This is a genomic window from Nocardia sp. CY15, from assembly GCF_009829295.1.
Classification (GTDB): domain Bacteria; phylum Actinomycetota; class Actinomycetes; order Mycobacteriales; family Mycobacteriaceae; genus Nocardia; species Nocardia sputi.
The window spans coordinates 102,375-122,332 of the sequence record NZ_VUOT01000011.1 but is presented as its reverse complement, the minus strand read 5'-3'; the positions used below and the strand labels follow the sequence as shown (position 1 = coordinate 122,332).

General features: G+C 68.5%; 18 protein-coding genes. 9 read left to right on the top strand and 9 right to left on the bottom strand.

The annotated features are described in order from the left end of the window. Positions 1-40: 40 nt before the first annotated feature. Positions 41-1,636: a carboxyl transferase domain-containing protein gene (locus GVY39_RS15680; protein WP_159925009.1), complete on the top strand. Its 1,596-nt coding sequence runs from the start codon at positions 41-43 to the stop codon at positions 1,634-1,636. Between the two features lie 116 nt (positions 1,637-1,752). After that, on the top strand, positions 1,753-2,610 hold the full coding sequence (locus tag GVY39_RS15675; RefSeq protein ID WP_159925007.1) for an aldo/keto reductase: 858 nt from the start codon (positions 1,753-1,755) through the stop codon (positions 2,608-2,610). 17 nt (positions 2,611-2,627) lie between these two features. Here GVY39_RS15675 and GVY39_RS15670 read toward each other — a convergent pair whose 3' ends face one another. Then, a complete protein-coding gene (locus GVY39_RS15670) occupies positions 2,628-3,731 on the bottom strand; it encodes an NAD(P)-binding domain-containing protein (RefSeq protein WP_159925005.1) in 1,104 nt (367 codons plus the stop codon). An 89-nt stretch (positions 3,732-3,820) separates the two neighbouring features. Between GVY39_RS15670 and GVY39_RS15665 the strand changes: the two genes are divergently transcribed. Genes GVY39_RS15665 through GVY39_RS15645 form a run of 5 tightly spaced genes read left to right on the top strand, consistent with a single transcriptional unit; the run spans position 3,821 to position 8,518 of the window. Beyond that, positions 3,821-4,549 carry an enoyl-CoA hydratase gene (locus tag GVY39_RS15665; RefSeq protein ID WP_159925004.1) on the top strand — a complete coding sequence of 243 codons (729 nt, stop codon included), beginning with the start codon at positions 3,821-3,823 and terminating at the stop codon, positions 4,547-4,549. After that, positions 4,549-5,691, top strand: coding sequence for an MBL fold metallo-hydrolase (locus tag GVY39_RS15660; RefSeq protein WP_159925177.1), 1,143 nt, complete (start codon positions 4,549-4,551; stop codon positions 5,689-5,691). Before GVY39_RS15665 ends, GVY39_RS15660 begins: the two co-directional genes overlap by 1 nt. A gap of 39 nt (positions 5,692-5,730) precedes the next feature. After that, on the top strand, positions 5,731-5,937 hold the full coding sequence (locus GVY39_RS15655) for an antitoxin (protein ID WP_159925002.1): 207 nt from the start codon (positions 5,731-5,733) through the stop codon (positions 5,935-5,937). 47 nt (positions 5,938-5,984) lie between these two features. After that, positions 5,985-8,306 (top strand): ATP-dependent DNA ligase, encoded by a 2,322-nt coding sequence (locus tag GVY39_RS15650; RefSeq protein WP_159925000.1) that lies wholly within the window; start codon positions 5,985-5,987, stop codon positions 8,304-8,306. 35 nt (positions 8,307-8,341) lie between these two features. After that, positions 8,342-8,518, top strand: coding sequence for an antitoxin (locus GVY39_RS15645; RefSeq protein WP_236565475.1), 177 nt, complete (start codon positions 8,342-8,344; stop codon positions 8,516-8,518). A 48-nt stretch (positions 8,519-8,566) separates the two neighbouring features. Here the strand turns inward: GVY39_RS15645 and GVY39_RS15640 are convergent, their stop codons facing one another. Then, positions 8,567-9,211 (bottom strand): cysteine hydrolase family protein, encoded by a 645-nt coding sequence (locus GVY39_RS15640; protein WP_159924998.1) that lies wholly within the window; start codon positions 9,209-9,211, stop codon positions 8,567-8,569. 320 nt (positions 9,212-9,531) lie between these two features. On the opposite strand from GVY39_RS15640, the gene GVY39_RS15635 reads away from it, so the two are divergent. Continuing rightward, a complete protein-coding gene (locus tag GVY39_RS15635) occupies positions 9,532-10,728 on the top strand; it encodes a lipase family protein (protein WP_159924996.1) in 1,197 nt (398 codons plus the stop codon). A gap of 162 nt (positions 10,729-10,890) precedes the next feature. Here the strand turns inward: GVY39_RS15635 and GVY39_RS15630 are convergent, their stop codons facing one another. The 4 genes from GVY39_RS15630 to GVY39_RS15615 form a co-directional block, all read right to left on the bottom strand. Then, entirely contained in the window at positions 10,891-11,544 is a 654-nt protein-coding gene (locus tag GVY39_RS15630) for an ammonium transporter (RefSeq protein ID WP_159924994.1), read from the bottom strand. Between the two features lie 608 nt (positions 11,545-12,152). Beyond that, positions 12,153-12,890 carry an energy-coupling factor transporter transmembrane protein EcfT gene (locus tag GVY39_RS15625; RefSeq protein ID WP_159924992.1) on the bottom strand — a complete coding sequence of 246 codons (738 nt, stop codon included), beginning with the start codon at positions 12,888-12,890 and terminating at the stop codon, positions 12,153-12,155. Then, positions 12,887-15,013: an ABC transporter ATP-binding protein gene (locus GVY39_RS15620; protein WP_236565474.1), complete on the bottom strand. Its 2,127-nt coding sequence runs from the start codon at positions 15,011-15,013 to the stop codon at positions 12,887-12,889. Before GVY39_RS15620 ends, GVY39_RS15625 begins: the two co-directional genes overlap by 4 nt. A gap of 75 nt (positions 15,014-15,088) precedes the next feature. Then, a complete protein-coding gene (locus tag GVY39_RS15615; RefSeq protein ID WP_159924990.1) occupies positions 15,089-16,555 on the bottom strand; it encodes an NAD(P)/FAD-dependent oxidoreductase in 1,467 nt (488 codons plus the stop codon). A gap of 85 nt (positions 16,556-16,640) precedes the next feature. On the opposite strand from GVY39_RS15615, the gene GVY39_RS15610 reads away from it, so the two are divergent. Continuing rightward, positions 16,641-17,702, top strand: coding sequence for an AraC family transcriptional regulator (locus GVY39_RS15610; protein WP_159924988.1), 1,062 nt, complete (start codon positions 16,641-16,643; stop codon positions 17,700-17,702). Here the strand turns inward: GVY39_RS15610 and GVY39_RS15605 are convergent. The 3 genes from GVY39_RS15605 to GVY39_RS15595 form a co-directional block, all read right to left on the bottom strand. Beyond that, entirely contained in the window at positions 17,699-18,376 is a 678-nt protein-coding gene (locus GVY39_RS15605) for a phosphodiesterase (RefSeq protein ID WP_159924986.1), read from the bottom strand. The genes GVY39_RS15610 and GVY39_RS15605 overlap by 4 nt on opposite strands. Before the next feature lie 66 nt (positions 18,377-18,442). Next, positions 18,443-19,228, bottom strand: coding sequence for a metallophosphoesterase (locus GVY39_RS15600; RefSeq protein ID WP_236565473.1), 786 nt, complete (start codon positions 19,226-19,228; stop codon positions 18,443-18,445). Between the two features lie 242 nt (positions 19,229-19,470). Continuing rightward, complete coding sequence (locus GVY39_RS15595; protein WP_159924984.1) at positions 19,471-19,908, bottom strand: MarR family winged helix-turn-helix transcriptional regulator; 438 nt, start codon at positions 19,906-19,908, stop codon at positions 19,471-19,473. Between the last annotated feature and the right edge of the window lie 50 nt (positions 19,909-19,958).

The following is a 19,958-nucleotide window of genomic DNA, read 5'->3' as shown; positions in this document are numbered from 1 at the left end:
GCTTGCCTGCGCGCCGGGTAGGGCCGGATAGGCTCGCCCGGTGCGTACTTCGGCGCGAGAGTTGCTCGAGCAATTGCTCGACACGAACTCGTTCGTCAGCTGGGACCGGCCGCCGGTGACGGTGGCCGCTTCCCCGCAGTACCGCGATGCCTTGCGGAAGGCGGCGGTCGCGGCGGGCGTCGACGAATCGGTGCTCACCGGGGAAGGGCTGTTGCGAGGTCGGCGCGTGGCCGTCATCGCCTGTGAGTTCGGATTTCTGGCGGGTTCGATCGGAGTCGCGGCGGCGGAACGGATCGTCTCGGCGGTCGAGCGCGCCACCGAACTCGGGCTGCCGCTGGTCGCTTCGCCGACCTCCGGCGGCACCAGGATGCAGGAGGGCACTGTCGCCTTCGTGCAGATGGTGAAGATCGCGGGTGCGGTCGCGGCGCACAAGTCGGCTGGTCATCCCTACCTCGTCTACCTGCGCAATCCTACGATGGGTGGTGTCTTCGCCTCCTGGGGTTCGCTGGGCCACATCACTTTCGCCGAACCCGGGGCGCTCATCGGGTTCCTCGGCCCCCGGGTCTATCAGGCCCTGTACGGCAAAGCGTTTCCGGAAGGCGTGCAGACCGCGGAGAACCTGTATCGCCGCGGGGTCATCGACGGCGTGCTGCCGATCCCGGTGTTCCGCCGTATCGCCCACCGTGCGTTGAGTGTGTTCAGCGGAGTCGCGTTGCCCGATTCCGCTGCGACCCGGAGCCACTCGGATCCCGAGATGCCTTCGCCACCTGGAACGCCCAGGCCCACAGCGCCGATCCCTGTCGGGGAAACGACTGAGGCTGGAAAAGAACGAATCCGGTCCGACGACCAGCGGAGCCCCGCTGCGGGTGACTCGGTGTGGCAGTCGGTTCTCATCTCCCGCCGACCCCACCGGCCCGGCCTCCGTGAGCTGTTACGCCATGTCACACAACGTGTTCCGCTCAGCGGCACCGGGCAGGGGGAGTCCGATCGCACGGCCGTGCTCGCGCTCGGTCGTTTCCGTGGGCAGCCATGCGTGGTGTTCGGGCACGACCGGCGTGGCCAGCAAGGTGAGAACACCATGGGTCCTGCGGCCCTGCGTGAGGCGCGGCGCAGTATGGCGCTTGCCCGGGAGTTGCGGTTGCCGCTGGTTCTGGTCATCGATACGGTGGGCGCCGCGCTCTCGAAGGAGGCCGAGGAACGCGGGCTGGCGCCCGAGATCGCCCGCTGCATCGCGGATCTGGTGACGCTGGACACCCCGACCGTCTCGGTGCTGCTCGGCCAGGGCACCGGCGGTGGCGCGCTGGCGCTGCTGCCCGCCGACCGGGTGCTCGCCGCCACGCACGCGTGGCTGGGCCCGCTGCCGCCAGAAGGCGCAAGCGCGATCGTCTTCCGTGACATCGACCATGCGCCGGAACTCGCTGCGGCGCAACGGATCAGCGCCGCCGATCTGCTTGCCGACGGCGTCGTCGACCGGATCGTGCCCGAGTTTCCCGACGCCGCGGACGAGCCGGTGGACTTCGCCCGCCGGATGGTGTCCGCGATCGCGCGCGAACTGGCGAGCTTGCGCGCCCAGCCGGAATCGGAACTGCTCGCGGCCCGCCGAGCGCGTTACCGGCGGCTCGGCCTGACAAGCTGACCAGTCGGCGCAACGCGACCCCTGCCGATCCGAAGCACCCGTCTTCCAGCAAATTGCGGGCCAACACACCCGAGGGCGTGATTGACGGCTCGCCGCCGCACTTCTACCGTCGGAATGTGACCTTCAGAAGCGAGACCAGCACCGTTCCCTCGATCGTGCTGAACGACGGGAACGTGATCCCGCAGCTCGGCTTCGGCGTGTTCCAAGTGCCTGCCGAGGACGCTTTCTCGGCCGTCACCACTGCGCTCGAGGTGGGCTACCGCAGCATCGATACCGCCGCGATCTACGAGAACGAAGAGGGCACCGGCCGCGCGATCCGGCAATTCGGCCTGCCCCGCGACGAGATCTACGTCACGACCAAGCTGTGGAACTCCGAGCAGGGCTACGACTCCACGCTGCGCGCGTTCGACGCCAGCATGCAGCGGCTCGGTTTGGATTACCTCGACCTCTACCTGATCCACTGGCCGGTGGCCGCGGCAGGCCGCTTCGTGGACACCTTCCGTGCCTTCCAGGCGCTGAAGTCGCAGGGCCGGGTGCGGTCGATCGGCGTCTCGAACTTCACGGTCGCGCACCTGCGACAGCTCATCGCCGAGACCGGGGAGATCCCGGTGGTTAACCAGATCGAGTTGCACCCCAGGTTGGCCCAGCGCGAGCTGCGCGAGTTCCATGCCGCCAACGCGATCGCCACCGAGGCATGGGCCCCGCTCGGGCAGGGCACGCTGCTCGACGACAGCGTCATCGCCGCCGTGGCCGCCGAGGTCGGTCGCACTCCGGCGCAGGTGATCATCCGTTGGCACCTGCAGCTGGGCAACGTCGTCATCCCGAAGTCGGTCACGCCGTCGCGTATCGCGGAGAACTTCGACGTGTTCGGTTTCGAGCTCACGCAGGAGCAGATGGACGCGATCACCGCGCTGGACACCGGTTCGCGCATCGGTGGGGACCCGGACACGTTCACGCTCGGTCTGATCGACTGACCATCGGCGTCGCGCGGTCAGCGCAGTCGGAGATGTTCGGTGAGTTCGAGGGCCGCCGCGCGTCCCGCGCGGTTGGCTCCGACGGTGCTGGCCGAGGGCCCGTAGCCGATCAGGTGGATGCGCGGGTCGGCGGCTACCCGAGTGGCCAGGCGGCCCGACATGGTGATTCCGCCGCCGGGCTCGCGCAGTCGAAGTGGCGCGAGGTGATCGAGAGCGCTGCGGAACCCGGTGGCCCAGAGGATCACGTCCGCCTGCTGAAACGTTCCGTCTGCCCAGCGCACCCCGCCGGGTTCGATGCGCTCGAACATCGGCAAGCGGGTCAGTGCGCCGCGGGCCCGCGCCGCTCGTAACCGGTCGTCGAGCCGTAGCCCGGTGACCGAGACCACCGATCCCGGCGGCAACCCGCGCCGCACCCGGTCTTCGACCATCGCGACCGCGGCGCGACCGACCTCCTCGGTGAAGGCGCCTTCGCGGAAGCGCGGCGGTGTCCTCGTCACCCAGGTCGTCGTGGTGACCTGAGAGATCTCGTCGAGCAGCTGTACCGCCGAGATGCCGCCGCCGACCACGACGACGTGCAGCCCCGCGAATTCGTCGGCGGCCCGGTAGTCGCGGGTGTGCAGCTGGCGGCCTGCGAAGGTCTCCGCTCCGGGGTAGCGCGGGATGAACGGATGCTCCCAGGTGCCGGTGCAGTTGATCAGGCCGCGCACCCGGATCGGACCGGCCGCGTCGGTCTCCGCGTTGAGCACCGCACCACGGTCGGCGGGGTTGCCGTCCTCGGTGCGATCACAGACCACGGTGACCGACACCTGTCGATGAACTCGCAGGTCGAACCGCTTCTCGTACAGCTCGTAGTAGTGCGGCACAGCGGAGGCCGCCGGCGCGGACGAGGAACCCGGCGGCAATGTCTCGGCGAACGACATACCGGGCAGATCGTGCACTCCGTTGACCGTTTCCAGCGTCAGCGACGGCCAGCGGAACTGCCATGCGCCGCCGGGGCCGGGAGAACGGTCGACGAGCAGGAAATGCCGCTCCGGGCGCAGCCCGAGACGCTGGAGGTGGTAACCCGCCGACAGCCCCGCCTGACCAGCGCCGATCACCAAGATGTCGAAGTCCGTCGGCACAGTCGGTGATCGTATCGCCCGGCGCGGCAAGGGCCGGTCGCTGTGGCAGAGTGAAGAGACCAGACGGACTGTTCAGTCGGGGAGGTCGCATGCTCGAGGTGAGCCGGGACGGTGACGTGGTCACCATCGAACTTCAGCGGGAAGAGCGCCGCAACGCGCTCAACTACGAACTCGTGACACTGCTGCGCGAGGCCGTGCTCGCCGCTGTCGCCGAGCAGGCGCGGGTCGTCGTTTTGACCGGGCACGGCCCGGTGTTCAGTGCGGGCGCCGACCTGTCCGGGGTGTACTCCGACGATTTCCTGTCCGGGTTGCTGGAAACGCTGCACACGATCGAATCCGCGCCGATCCCGGTGATTTCGGCGATCAACGGAGCCGCGATCGGGGCGGGCGTGCAGCTGGCGCTCGCCTCGGATCTGCGGGTGATCTCGCCGGAGGCCTACATCGCGGTGCCCGCCGCGAAATTGGGTATCACCGTGGACCGGTGGACTGTGCGCAGGCTCGTCGCCTTGATCGGCGGCGGTCCCGCCCGGACGATGTTGCTGGGCGCCGAGCAGATACCGGCCGACGATGCCTACGCCTTCGGGTTCGCCAACCGGATCGGCGGTCTCGCCGACGCGCAGGCCTGGGCCAAGCAGATCGCGGCGTTGGCCCCGTTGTCCCTGCGGCACATGAAGCTGGTGCTCAACGATGACGGAACGCGTGATCCGGAAACCGCCCAGCAGCGCGCGGCGCTGGAGGCCGCGTGGACGAGCGAGGATGCCAAGGAGGGTCGATTGGCCAGGCAGGAAAAACGTCCCGCGAAGTTCGTGGGGCGATGATGGACATCAGACGTTTGGCGGGCGCCGCAACAGGCGCGCTCGGCCTCACCTGGCTGGTCCGGGCGGTGTGGGACATCCCATCGGCAATGGGGGCTTCGATTTCGGCCATCCAGCCGTACGCGGTGGGTGCGGCGACCTATCGCGACCGCCAGTTCCACAACACCGAGCCCAGCACCCAGGTGGTCGCGGGTTCGGCGCCCTCGCTGCTGGTCTCGGCCTTGACCCGGCGCAACGCGGGCAGGCCCAGAGCCCCCATCCCGCTGCAAACCCCGAAGCAGCCCACCGCGGCGGCCGCTCTCGCCGTCACCTGGTACGGCCACGCCACCACGGTGCTCGAAGTCGACGGGTACCGGATTCTCACCGATCCGGTGTGGAGCGAGCGGGTTTCGCCATCCCCGCTGGTCGGGCCCGCGCGCATGCACCCGGCGCCGCAGCCGCTGGCCGACCTCCCTCCGATCGACGCGGTGATCATCTCCCACGACCACTACGACCATCTGGACAAGGAGACCGTCCGAGAGCTGGTGGCTCGCCAGAGCGCGCCGTTCCTCGTTCCGATCGGTATCGGCGCCCATCTGCGCCACTGGGGCGTCCCGGAGGAGCGGATCGTCGAATTGGATTGGGGCGGTTCGGTATCACTCGCCGATCTGGGCCTCGATCGCAACGGCGTGGATCTGGTGATCACCTGTACGGAGGCACGGCACTTCTCCGGACGCGGCCTGCTGCGCAACACCACCCTGTGGGCCTCGTGGTCGATCGTCGGTCCGACGCGGCGGGCCTACTTCGGCGGCGACACCGGATACACCAAGGCGTTCGCCGAGGCGGGCGCGGCGCTCGGCCCGTTCGATCTGACGCTGCTGCCGATCGGCGCCTACGACGAGCGCTGGCCGGACGTGCACATGAATCCCGAGGAGGCGGTCCGGGCACACGCCGATCTCTGCGGCGGGAATCCCGGCCACGGTCTGCTGGTGCCCATTCACTGGGCGACGTTCAATCTCGCCTTCCACGGCTGGTCGGAGCCGGTCGAGCGGATGGTGACCGCGGCACGCGCGGCGGGCACGACGGTCGCGGTGCCGATGCCCGGGCAACGCGTAGATCCCTCGAGTGCCCCACCTGGCGATTCCTGGTGGGAGAATGTTGGTTGAACGACTCCGGCTAATTGACGACAGGAAGGATTCACGGCGATGAGTTTCGCGGATACGGTCAAAGGCCTGGTCGGCAAGGGGAAGGATGTGGCGGCCAAGAACGCCGACAAGATCAACCAAGCGGTCGACAAGACCGGTGACTTCATCGATCAGAAGACGCACGGCAAGTACTCGGACAAGATCGCCAAAGGCAAAGAGGCCGCCAAGAAGGTGGTCCCGCCGGATCAGTCCGGACCGCACGCCTGAGACAGCGGCGGAGACCGGGCTGCGGTCTCCGCCGCTACACTTCCGATATGGCGGCCCGCCGAAAATTCGGTGGTATCGAGGTTGACCTGAGCAACCTCGACAAGGTGCTGTATCCGGCCACCGGAACCACCAAAGGCGAGGTCATCGCCTACTATTCGGCCATCGCACCTGCCATGTTGCCGCATCTCGCCGGGCGGGCGGTCACCCGGAAGCGCTGGCCCAACGGGGTCGAGGAACCGTCCTTCTTCGAGAAGAATCTCCCGTCGCATGCTCCGTCCTGGATCGAGCGGCGCTCCCTGCGGCATTCCGATCGCAAGGTCGTGTACCCGCTGATCGATTCCGAAGCCGGGCTGGCCTGGCTCGCGCAGCAGGCCGCGCTGGAAATCCATGTGCCGCAGTGGCGTTTCGCCGGTGCCGACATGGGTCCGGCGAGCAGGCTGGTGTTCGACCTGGACCCGGGCAAGGGGGCCGGTCTCGCCGAATGCGCCGAGGTGGCGCTCGCGGTGCGGGAGATGGTCGAGGGCATCGGGTTGCACGCGTTCCCGGTCACCAGCGGCAGCAAGGGAATACACCTCTACGTGCCGTTGGATCGGGAGTTGAGTTCAGCCGGCGCGTCGACGGTGGCCAAACAGGTGGCCACGAATCTGCAACGGCTGCACCCGGAGTTGGTCACGGCGACGATGGCGAAGGCGGCTCGGGGCGGCAAGGTCTTCCTCGACTGGAGTCAGAACAACTCCGCCAAGACCACCATCGCGCCCTACTCGTTGCGAGGGCGGACAGAGCCGAACGTGGCCGCCCCGCGCACGTGGGAAGAGATCGAGAACCGGAAGAAGCTGAGACATCTGCGGTTCGATGAAGTGCTGGCCAGGTACCGTACGGACGGTGACCTGCTCGCCGAGCTGGATCCGCCGTTGGCGCGCGACGACTCGTCCACGGCGCAGGCAGGCCCGGACGCGCTGACGCGGTATCGATCGATGCGTGATCCGTCCCGCACGCCCGAGCCCGTCCCCGCCGAGTCACCTGAGCCGGGGACGAACAACCGCTACGTCGTTCAGGAACATCATGCGCGTCGCCTGCACTGGGATGTGCGGCTGGAGCGTGACGGGGTCCTGGCGTCCTGGGCGGTGCCGAAAGGCCCGCCGACCTCCACCGATCAGAACCGCCTCGCCGTGCACACCGAAGACCATCCGCTGGAGTATCTCGATTTCCACGGCGCCATCCCCAAGGGCGAGTACGGCGGTGGCGAGATGACGATCTGGGACTCCGGCACCTACGAAACCGAGAAGTGGCGTGACGACGAGGTCATCGTGCGGTTCCACGGTAAGCGGCTCACCGGCCGGTACGCGTTGATCCAGACCAACGGCAACCAGTGGCTGATGCATCTGATGCGGGAACAGAGCGGAGCCGTACCGCGGGAGGAGCCGGACCAGCCGTCGGGCCGGATCATCCGGCCGTCCAACGGTCCCGGGCCGCTTCCACGTGGTTTGTCGCCGATGCTCGCGACTCCCGGCGACGTCGCGGAGCTCGGCGCGGGCGAGTGGAGCTTCGAGACGAAGTGGGACGGCTTCCGGCTGATCGCCGAGATCGATGTCGGCGCGATCACCTTGCGCAGCCGGGCGGGTAACGTCGTGACCGACCGCTACCCCGGCATCGTGGCGTTGTCGCGGGAACTGTCCGGCCACCGAGTGGTGCTGGACGGCGAGGCGGTCGTCTTCGACGACCATGGCGTCGCGAATGTCGCTCTGCTGCAAGCCGATGCGGCGCGGGCGGTGTTCGTCGCGTTCGACGTGCTGTATCTCGACGGCACCTCGCTGCTGCGCAAACGATATTCCGATCGCCGCAGGGTGCTCGAGGCGCTCGCCGCGAACGCTCCGTCGCTGGTGGTGCCGCCGCGACTGGACGGCCCTGGCGCGGAGGCTCTGCGCTTCAGCCGAGAGCACGGGCTCGAAGGGGTGATCGCCAAACGCAAGGATTCGGTGTATCTGCCGGGCAAGCGCGGGCATGCCTGGGTGAAACAGCGCAACTGGCGCACCCAGCGGGTGCTGATCGGCGGCTGGCGGCGCAGCACGGCACGGGACTTCAAATCCCTGTTGATCGGCATTCCGCACGACGGGCAGCTGTATTACGTCGGGCGGGTCGGCACCGGTTTCAGCGAGCCGGACATGCGGGAACTGGCCGCGCGGCTGCGCGAACTGGAACGCGGGACCTCGCCGTTCGACAACGACCTCACCGCCGAAGAACGCAAGGAGGCGGTGTGGGTGACGCCGGAAATAGGTGGCACCGTGCGGTTCATGAACTGGACCGAGGCGGGGCGAATGTGGCACCCGGCGTGGCTCGGCGCGGCGCCGGACGTGCGCGACGCTGGGTAGGGTTGTTGTTCCCAGCGCGAAACGAGGAGTGCACGGTGGACTTCAAGAACCTGGCAGGCAAGGCCATGGACCTGGCCCAGAAGAACGCGGACAAGCTGGACGCGGTGATCGACAAGGCGGGTGACCTCGTCGATGAGAAGACAGGCAAGAAGTACGCCAGGCAGGTCGACTCCGCCCAGGACGCCGCGAAGAAGGCTTTGCGGAAGCAGTGAGTTCGGAACGGGATCCGGCCACGGCCATGGCCGGATCCCGTTCAACTGTCAGTTGGTCGCCGCCAGCAGCGGGGTGATGGTGGCGCTGTCGGTCACCAGCGCATGGCCCTGGAATTCGAAGTCGTCATAGGCCCGCGCCATGGCCTCTTTGTCCCGGCCGCCGACCGCGTCGCTGATCACCACCGGGACGAAACCCAGATCGGTGGAATGCGTGACCGTAGGCGCGATCCCGATCTCCAGCGCTACGCCCGCGATCGCGTAGGCGCCGATGCGCAGGTCGCGCAGCATCGAGGCCAGCGGAGTCCCTTCGAACGCCGACATCGAGGTCTTGTCGAACACCACCTCGTCCGCTCTCGGCCGCAGCTCGGGAACCAGCTCGAAGGCCGGTGTGTCGCGTTGCAGGATGAAGCGCACCTTGTCCACCGAATCCACCTGCTGCCAGCTCATGGCCATGCGCAGCGCGAAGGCTCCGCTGAGGCGCTCGGGCAGGAAGAAATGGCGTAGGAAGATCACCGGGTAGCCACCCGAGCGCGCCGCATCGACCACTCCCACCACGCGTTCGATGATCTCCGGCCCGTCCGGCAACTGGCTGAGCACGCCGACCTGCATGTCGTAAACGATCACCGCCATCCGGTCCGGGGCGCACAGGTCGGCGAGTCCTTCGGGGATGTCCAGTCCGTTGCCATGCCGCATGCTCGGCTACTCCTCTTCGTGGCGCTCGCGCCGCGGACGGATCGCGCCCGACGGCTATTCGATTGCGCTGGGGGGATTTTCGCCAACACTGTAACCACCCCTGCGGACAGCTGAGGCGGTGGGTGTGACCTGCGATCGACCGTTGCCGGAGCGATCGGCCTCGAAGTACCGTTGAAGTCTCGAGGTCAGGGTGAACCGGCACCCACCGTACGGGACACCTGTCGCCTCTCGGGACTGGGGAGGCCCTGATGAAGGATGTTCACGGAGCGCTTGTCCTCGCGCGAGCCGGCAACCGGCCTGTGTGCGCAGCGATCCCGCGAATGCTTCTGTCCGCGCTGATCGTTCTGTTCGCCGGCCTCAGCGCCGCACCGGAGGCGTACGCCCAGCTACTACCGCCGGACCAGGACCCGTTCTACGCGGCTCCCGCGGATGTCGGTAGGTACCGCAACGGCGCCGTGCTGGATAGCCGCCCGATCGCCTTGTTCGGGCTACCTTTGCCGATTTCGGCATGGCAGGTGAAGTACCGGACCACGGACGCGAGCGACGATCCCGTCGCCGGTGTGGCCACCGTGATGGTCCCGATGCTGCCCTGGTTCGGCCCCGGCGTCCGGCCACTGCTGTCATACCAGGTACCCGAGGACAGTCTCGGCATCCGGTGCGCGCCGTCGTACGCGCTGCGCGGCGGCTGGGACACCGGCACGGTGAACACACTGATCGACACGCCGTTCATGGCCGAGGCGCTGCGACGCGGGTGGGCAGTGGTGGTCAGTGACTACGAGGGGCCGCGATCGCGGTTCCTCGACGGCGTGAACTCCGGACGTGGTGTGCTGGACGGTGTCCGGGCGGCCCGCGACTTCCCGCAGGCCGGACTCGGACCCGCGACGCCCGTCGGCGCCTGGGGCTACTCGGGTGGTGCGTTCGCCACGCTGTGGGCCGCGCAGATCCAGCCGCAGTACGCCCCGGACGTGCGGTTCGCGGGGATTACCTCAGGTGGCGTTCCAGCGGATTGGCCTGCCATAGCCGATGGCGCGGACGGTACGGTGCAGGCGGGGCTGGCGATGCTGATCTTGTTCGCGATCGCCCGCAACGATCCCGGCGCGGGCGTGCTGGAGTTGCTCAACGATCGCGGGCGCGCGGCACTGGTCGAGGACGGCGCGGCCTGCGGATCCGATCTGGTGCCGAAGTACGTCGGCGCGCGGGTCGAGGATTTCGCCCTCGTCCCGGATCTGCTCGCGCATCCGGCCTTCCGGGCCGCGACCGATGCCCAGGAACTCGGCGGCAGCGCGCCCGAGGCGCCGATGTACCTGTACCACAGCCGCACCGACGACGTGATTCCCGTGGCGGGTTTCACCGACTTGGTCGGCCGGTACTGCGCGCAGGGAGCGAGCGTCACCTCGGTGCACTCGATGCTGCCCACCCACAATCCGGCGGCGATCGGCGAGGCGCCCGGCGCGATGAACTTCCTCGCAGACCGGTTCGCGGGCCTGCCGGTGGCTCCCGGCTGCCGTGAACGGTGAGCGGTGAGCGCCGCAGCGTCGGTCACGCCAAGGCGCGCGCTACAGCCGCTGACGGATTCGGTCGCCTGCTCGGCTGCGCCTGGGGGCCGCGCCGGCTCCGCGAACACGAGAGCGCACCGAATCACAGTCGATTCGGTGCGCGTCGTGCCTCGAGGGCACGGGTCAGTTCTGCGGACGGCCGGTGGTGTCCATCCACTTCGTGGTGCCGGGCGGCGCGGCGAGGGTGCTGATCAGATCGATACCGGCGATGATCAGAGCCGGTCCGCCGACGACGACGGTCCCGATGATGCCGCCGATGCCCGCGCCCGCGAGCACGGTGCCGATTCCGATGGGGCCGCCGATGAGGCCGGTCAGCCCGACGATCGCTCCGATGACCGTGCCGATGAATCCGCCGACCGCGGTGGCGATGCCGAACTGCGACAGGAACGCGTCCTGCGCCCGCTGGTTCTCGAACGGCGACGCGACCGGTGTGGCCGCCGGGCGGGCCTGCGCCGCATCCTTCACGACGGTCAGCTCGAGCACCCGGCCCGCGTCGCGCACAACGTGGGGCATGGGATATTCGAGCCCGTCCTGCCGGAAGGCGAGCGGCAGCGTGACCGCGACGTTTCCGGCGGTGTCCTTGATGTCCACGGCGCCGGCGCGCGCCTCGAACGTGCCCGCGGTGAGCGTCGTGACGATCTTGTTCCCGACCAGTTGCGCTTCGTAGCCGATGTCCGGCACCGGCGCCGCGGCCGGTTGCGCGTGCGTGACGCCCGCTCCTACCGTGAGCGCGGCGATCAGTGGCGCGACTGCGGCGGTGACTTTCCGGAGAATCATTCTCGGTTCCAATCTTCATCAGGTTTCGAGCAATAGAGAACGCGGCACACGCCGAAAATCCTTCCCCCACTGGCGTGTAGATCCGTGATGTGATCAAGAAGACAGCTACTTCTGAGTGGTAACTGTACTGTGGCTGAGGGGGTTTAGGACCTTATTTTCAGGGGTAATCTTCCGCTTTTTTCCACCTATCCAGTGTTATAGCTGATAGCTATTCCACGGCAAGGGTGTTGAAGGTTCGGCCGCTTCGGTCGTGGTCGTTGAATGCGGCGCGGTGAAATCCTCGGAACGGATTGTCGATCTCGGTAGATCCCACGGAGGTTCACGAAAGAAATGTCGCGGTACATCAGGGGCTTTCGATCGCATCCCCGGAGGCGTGGGTGTGTGGAGACATCACCCGGCGCGCGGGATCGCGCAGCAAGCGGCGCGATCCGGGCCGCCCCACCGCTTGGTCGGGCACATGACAATCGGCTCTGCACTCCAGCGCCGGGGCGAACCTGTCAGCACTACCGATTGGTTTCCGTCGAAACGTGACCCGGGTGGGCTTGCAAATACTCGGCGAATCTCGGGGCCATAACTTCGCCAGGACTGTCAGCTCTTTCGGTGTGTGTTCAGAACAGCAAGTGCAGAGCAATGGAGCCGAGGCAGACGCCGACGATCAGCGCGAGCGCCAGCGCGTCGCGCAGGCCGGGAGCGCTGGGGTGGGCGGTGAGCTGCCCGGTGCCGCCGCGCGCGGTGATCGCCTCACCCAGTTCACCGGCACGGCGGGTGGACACCGCCATGGCCGCGGTGAGGATGTCGATGAGCGGGTTGTCGGCGGCTCGGGCGAGCCTGCCGTCCTTGGGGCGTAGGCGACGAGCGGCCCGCAGTACTCGAATCTCCTCCATGAGCAGCGGCAGACCGCGGAGGGTGAGCGCCACGACGACGGCCCACTCGTCCACCGGGATCCGAAGTCTGCGCAGCGGCGCACCCAGCTTGGCGAGAGCGGGGGCGATATCGCCCATCGGCGTGGTCCACGCGATGAGGAACGAGGCGGCGATCAGGATCAGGGTGAAGGTCGCGATCTGCGCGTAGCGCAGCACCGCCGCCCCGCCGACCGGCACGGTGATCAGGCCTCCGACGACGAACAGCGCCCAGAACCACCAGGGCAGACGCGGCAGTGTGCCCAGCGGCAGCCGGGCGGCGACGCCGACGAACACGAGGAACGCCGTCATCACACCGAGCACCGGCCAGGACGGCAGGAACATCAGCACCAGGCTGATCAGGAACACTCCGATCATCTTGGTACCCGCCCACAGGCGATGCACCGGGCTGGCGACGGGCACTTGGCGCAGCAGGACGGTGCTCATGATCGACCTCCGTGCTCGAATCGCCACGCTGTCTCACCCGTGGCGCGCAATGCTCCTTGCCCGGGATCTGCTTGCGCCGCGGCCTTGCGCGCCGCCGGCGTGGCGTCCCATGCGGCCTCCGCGCTCAGAATGCGTCCCGAGCGCAGGTGTACCGTGCGGTCGCACACCGCTGCCATGTCGGCCACGTCGTGCGAGATGACGATCAGCGTCAATCCGGAATCCCGCAGGCGCGCGAGCAACTCCACGATGTCGGCCCTGCCCTCCGGGTCGAGGCCGGCCAGTGGTTCGTCGAGCACGACCACCTGAGGATGGCTGGCCACGATCGCGGCGAGAACCACGCGTTTGGCCTGGCCGCCGCTGAGTTCCTCGATCGAGCGCGCGGCCAGTGACCGGTCCAGCCCGACCGCGTCCAGCGCGCGCCCGACCGCACCGGAGCCCGTTGCCCGGCCGCCCCAGTCCGCGATCTCCGCGCCGACGGTCTGCTTCTGCAATTGCAGGCGGGAATGCTGGAAGGCCAGCTCCACCCGGCCGATCTGTTTGCTGATCGGCTTGCCGCGCAGTTCGCAGCGTCCGGAACTCGGTTCGATGAGGCCCGCCATGATCCAGGCGAGGGTGGACTTGCCCGAGCCGTTCCCGCCGACGATGAGCAACGCCTCACCCTGCCGGACGGAGAGGTCGACGCCGTGCAGGGCGGGCGCTTCCCACGGCGTCGCGCGGTTGTAGGTGTGCCGGACATCGCGCAGTTCGAGGATCGGCTCGCCCATCGGCCTGCGCCGGGTGTCGCGCACCGGACGTGGCCACGCGGGCAGCCGCTCGACCGACCGTCCCGCCGCCAGGTGCACGATGCGGTCCGCGGCCGCGGCGTCGGCTTCGTGGTGGGTCACCAGCACCACGGCCATCGGATGCCGTTTCGGCAGCGCGGCCAGCAGTTCCACCAGTTCCCGGCGCCCGTCCGGATCGACCATCGAGGTCGCTTCGTCGGCGATCAGCAGTGCGGGCCGCCGGGCCAGCGCCGCCGCGACCGCCAGCCGCTGCTGCTGTCCGCCGGACAGCGTGGCGGTCTCCTTCGCCCCCATTCCGGCGAGACCGACTTCCTCGAGCAATCCGTCGACGTCCACTTCGGCGGCCAGCCGCTGGGGCAGTCCCCACACGACGTCGTCGGCGACGAGCACGCCGAGGGTCTGGCTCTCCGGTCGCTGCAATACCAGCGCCGTCCCCCCGAGCCTGCCGAGTCCGGCCGACCCGGGACGCTGCACCGATCCCGAGGTCGGCGGTAATCCGGCGAGCAGACGGGTCAGCGTCGACTTGCCCGAACCGTTGTGCCCTACCACGGCGACGAATTCGCCGACCTCGACGGTCAGGTCGATCTCGCGCAGCGCCTCGCGCATCGCGCCGGGGTAGCGGAAACCGGCATCGCGCAGCGTGACCGGCAACGGCGCGATGGGCCGATCGTCCAGCGGTGCGTCGAGCCGGTCCCGGCCGGGCAGCCAGGCGAGCCGGTCCAGCACCGAGCCGAGGACGTACCAGGAGAACATGCCGGTGGCCACCATGCCGAGCGCGATGCCGCCGCCCATCCAGACCCACCACCAGCGCAGCACCGCGTCGGTCAGGTCCGCCACGAACTGCCCCAGCGGCGCCAGTTGCGCCTCACGCGCGAGATCCTGCAAGCCGCGCGAGAGGTTGCGGATGTTGTCGAAGAACAGGTTGCGCACGGTGGACAGCACCAACAGCGATCCGACGGCGAACGCCGCCCAGGCCAGCCCGGCAAGCAGCGAGAGCCCGAACACCGCGACGACACCACCCCCGCGCCGCTTCACCGTGCCGATGATCCCGCCCATGGTCGCCGCCGCGACCAACGCCGTCGCCGACGCCATACCGGCCGCGACGAAGGTGACCAACGTCGCCGCGATCGTCGCGGTGACCAGGGCGCGCAGGCGGAACCGGTGCGCGATAAGCCCGATCGGGACCGCGGCGACCAGCTGCAGGGCGGCGGCGAACGGGACCACCGATCCGACGGTCACCAACCCGACGGTGGCTCCGCCCAGCACCGCGCCGGTGGCCAGCTCGATCGGACGCAGCGGCCCCCGCACATCCGGGTCGCCCGGACGGGGCAGTTCATTCACAGCACAAGTCTGCCAGCCCGGCGAGGTCGGCCGGGTCAGGGCGAATTCGAGTGAGGCTCTCGACGCCGCCGTCCGTCACGAGACCGGTGTGAGGGTGTAGTGGCTTGGGTCGAGGCGACGGGTGTGGCGGCGGTAGCTGGTCTGCGAGCCGGGCCAGTTGTTGGTGATGCGGCCCGCGGCGTTGCGGTACCAGCTGGAGCAGAAGTTCCACGGCGTCCGGGCCAGGCGTTGCTGGAGAGCGGTGTTGTAGTGCTCCTCCAGATCGGCGCGAACGTCGACGCAGTGGCCGGGGTGGTCGGCGAGCAACTGCACGGCCTGGCGGATGTAGCGGGTCTGCGACTCGATCATGTAGATGATCGAGCCGACGCCGAGATTGGTGTTCGGGCCGTAGACCAGGAACAGGTTCGGGAAGTCGGGCACGGTGATGCCGTAGTACGCGTGCGCGCCGTCGGCCCAGGCGTCGGCCAGCTTGCGGCCCCCGCGGCCGTAGATGTCCATCGGCCACAGGAACTCCGTGCCCTTGAAACCGGTGCCGTAGACGATCACGTCCGCCTCGTGCGTGACTCCGTCGGCGGTGCGTACGCCCTGCGGGGTGATCGCGCTGATCGCCGTGGTCTCCACCCGCACGTTCGGTTGGGTGAGCGCGGGGTAGTAGTCGTTGGAGAACAGCGCGCGCTTGCATCCGATCGGATAGCCGGGCGTGAGCTCGGCCCGCAATCGCGGGTCCTCGACCTGTTTGGCGAGGTGCCGGGAGGCGATGCGGCCCACCAGCCGTGCGATGGCAGGGACCTCCACCAGCCCGAGGGAGACGAACTCCGCGATCGACCACCACCCGAACCGCTCGGCCAGCAGCGCGCCCGGTACCCGCGCGAACAGGTTGTGCTGGATCGGCGAGTAATCGGTGTCGAACTTCGGGATCACCCATGCGGGAGTGCGCTGGAACAGCGTGAGGTGGGCGACCGTGGGCTGGATTTCCGGGATGTACTGCACGGCGCTGGCTCCGGTGCCGACGCAGGCGACGCGTTTGCCGCTCAGGTCGACGTCGTGGTCCCACTCGGCCGAATGGAACGACGGGCCCGCGAAGGTGTCGATGCCGGGAATGTCGGGCATGGACGGACGCGACAGCTGACCCACCGCAGAGATCAGCACGTCCACGATCCGGGTATCCCCGTCGGCGGTGCGGACGGTCCACCGACCGGTGGCGTCGTCGAACTCGGCGTCGGTGACGCTCGTGCCGAAGCGGACCGACTCCAGCACGCCGTGCCGTTCGGCGACGCCGCGCAGGTATTCGTGGATGGCGGCACGCCCGGAGTACCGCTGCGGCCAGTCCGGCTTGGGTTCGAACGAGTACGAGTACAGCGGGGACGGCACGTCGCAGGCCGCGCCGGGGTAGGTGTTCTCCCGCCACACCCCGCCGATGTCCTCGGCGCGCTCCAGAATGGTGATGTCGTCGAAGCCGTTGCGGCGCAGTTCGACCGCCATGCCGATGCCGCCGAAGCCCGCCCCGATGACGAGGATCGATGGCCGACGGCGCCCTGTCATGTGACACTCCTCACTCCGACCGTAGCTGACTCCACTGTAGGAGCCGCCGTGCCGTCGTATAGAGAAATTCGGCCATAATGTCCGCGTGGAGCGGGTACAGGATCCGGACATCCGCGATTGGAACTTTCCGCGCGGCGTGGCCAGCGTGGCGCTGATGGTCGGCTACGCGGCCGAACACGGCGTTCCCGCCGCCCCCATGCTGCGCGGCACCGCGCTCACCGAGCAGCAATTGCGCGATCCGGACGCACAGATCGATGCGGACACCGAGCTGGCGGTCGTGCGCAATCTCGTCCGTGAGCTCGCCGGCCGGCCCGCGCTGGGCGTGGAGATCGGTCGCCGCTACCGGATCACCACCTTCGGCATCTTCGGCTTCGCCTGCGTCAGCAGCCCGACGCTGGGTGAAGCGATCAGCTTCGCGCTGCGTTATCTGGACCTCAGCTTCACGTTCTGCCTGCCGGTGGCCGAGTGGGGCGACAGCGAGTTCGTCGCGGTGGTGCACGACGAGTCGGTGCCGACGGACGTGCGCCAATTCCTTGTCGAACGCGACGTCACCGCGATGCATCGGGTGATGAGCGATCTGCTCGGCACCCCCTTGCCGCTGACCAGGGCGGAATTCCGTTTTCCCGCGCCCGCTCACGCGGACCGAATCATGGACGTCACCGTGGTCGCGCCGCGTTTCGGGATGCCGCGCAACCTGTTCGCGATCGAGCCGATGCTGCTGGAACAACCGTTGCCGCAGGCCAACGAGCACACCTGGGCGATGTGCCTGGCGCAGTGCCGTGATCTGGTGCACCGCCGCAGGGCCCGCACCGGCATCGCGGCCGAGGTACGCGAGCGGCTGGTGCCGCGCGGCGGCGCGGACGGGTTCGCCGCGCCGCCCGGCATCGACGCGGTGGCGAACGATCTCAACATGAGCACGCGCACGCTGCGGCGTCATCTGGACGCGGCGGGCACCAGCTATCGCGCGTTGCTGGACGAAGTACGGCGCGCTCTGGCAGAGGAAATGCTCACCGCCACACCGCTTTCGGTGAGCGATGTGGCGATCCGGCTCGGCTATGCCGAAGCCTCGACTTTCATCTTCGCCTTCAAAAGGTGGACCGGTAACACGCCGGCGGCCTACCGCCGGGAGCGCGCCGTCCGGCGTTAGGCGCCTTCGCCGCGGCCGCTCCGGCTGCCGGTGTAGGCCAGCTCGCGGATCTTGCCGACGGCTTTCGGGAACAGCTCCACCTCGGGCGGATGGTTCAGCATCGGATCGAAGTAATCCGTTCGGTGCTCGGCGGATTCCGCGGGACGCAACGTGAGTTCGGCGACCCGCCAGGCCGATCCGACGAGGCGGCTCGCGGTGAGGGTGAAGCTCACCAGGTCTTCGTTCAAGTGGGCTTGCATCGACTCGAGCGACGCCGAGGCCGGTTGAACGCTGTCCGGTTCGGCGAAGAACCAGGTCGGCGCGGAGTTGTCGATCCGGTAGGGCATCAGGCAGCCGTAGCGTGCGCTGGCCCAGCCGCGCGCCGGGGTGATCACGAAGCGGCCGAGTGGTCCCCGGCCGGTGGTGGCCAACGCGAAATCCCAAGGCTGGTCGTCATGGCCGAGCACCCGGAAGGCCAAGCCCAGGACATCGGGCAGTCCGTCCGGCATCCCGACACCCTTGGACAGCCGTGCGATCACCGCGCGATCACCGGGGCCGAACAGCGGCTCGAACTCGGGTTCCGCGTGCAGACGACCGGCCAGGTGCAACCCGTTCGGGTGGAATACCCGCGCATGCCGGATCCGTGCTCCGGCCGCGAACGCGTTCTTCACCACTGCGGCTGGTAGATCGACCATGGTGATCCTCCCGGGTAGGCGTCGTGTGCCTCCCGATTGCCCCGGCTCGTGCCAGGTAAACCGCGCTCAGGCCGGTTGCACGCCGATCCGGCCGCTCATCGGAACGGACCGGAAATGGGTGGTGAGCCGGTGGTCGTCATCGATGACGTGCAGCGAGACCGCCGGGTCAGGGGCGTAGTCCATGACGTGATCGGGCAGGTCGAGTTCCCACTCGCCGCTCAGCACCGACGCGGTGCTGGGGGCGACCAGCAGCGGGCGTCCCCCGAACGTGGTGGTCGCGGCCGAATGCGCGTGGCCGGTGAGCACGGCGACGATCCGGTCGTCACCGGCGACCAGGTCGGCCAGCCGCTGCGGGTCGGCGAGGGAGATCTCGTCGACGATCGGGCTGAACAGGTGCGCGGGGGGATGGTGCAGCGCGAGCAGGATCGGCTTGCCCGCGGGCGCGGCGTCGAGCACCTCGCCCAGCCACCGGTAGGTCTCCTCGGCGAGTCGACCGCCTGCCTCGCCCGGGACGCTCGAATCCAGCAGCGCGATGGTGAGATCGCCGATGCGGTGCACGTGGTTGATCGGTGCGTCGGAGGTGGGCTCGCCGAGCAGGCCGGTGCGGAACCCGGCGCGGTCGTCGTGATTGCCGGGGATGGCGTACACCGGGGTCTCGGCGTGGAACGCGAGCTTGGCCTCCGCGTACTGCTCGGGTTTGCCGGATTCGGTGACGTCGCCGGTCACCAGGATGGCATCGGGTCTGCGGCGCAGGCCGGCGAGGAACGCCATGACCCGCTGTACACGTTCGGCGTTGCGGGTGCCGAGATCGAAATGTGTGTCGCTGACCTGAGCCACCAGGATCATCGGCATTCGCTTTCGCTAGGGGTTCGCTGCACTGCGTCAGAGTGTGCGCGCGTCGCGCCCGCCGCACGCCATCAGGCTAATTGACCTGCGTATTACGCGTCGCCATGACGCTCGCCACCGCGCGAATGATGTCCGCCGGTATGTGCGGAGAGTCACATTGTGAAGTGTGTGGTGGTGCTGGTCGGGGCTCCGTATCGAGCGGTCCCGGCACATGGAAGGTGGCGCCGATGCCCGTGCTTTTGGAAACGTCAGGATGCGGGCGGTTCGGACACCGCGTCGGAGAGGGTGCGCAGGGCGCGCAGGAAAACGCGGCGGTCCGATGCGGGAAGCCGTTCGAGCAGGCGGTCCTCGCCGGCCTGGATGTCGTGCTGGGCGCGGTCGCGCAGATCGCGGCCCGCGTCGGTGAGCGACACCAGGTTGACCCGCCGGTCCGCGGGGTCCGGCTCGCGGGTGATCAGTCCCCGGCGCTGGAGTTCGTCGAGCACGCCGATGATGCGGGTCTTGTCCGCGCCGATCGCCTTGGCCAGCGCCGCCTGGGTGTGGACGGGTTCGGAGTCGAGGCCGAGCAGCACGGCGTAGCCCCACATCGACAGCTCGTGGCGCTCCAGCACGGGCAGCTCCAGGGCCATCAACGCCCGGCCGAGCGGCACGAGCATCGCGGCGAGATCGGGACGGACGTTCGGCATGGATCGACGATACTGCTTGGCAAATCGTACGCTTAAGCTTACTATAAGCT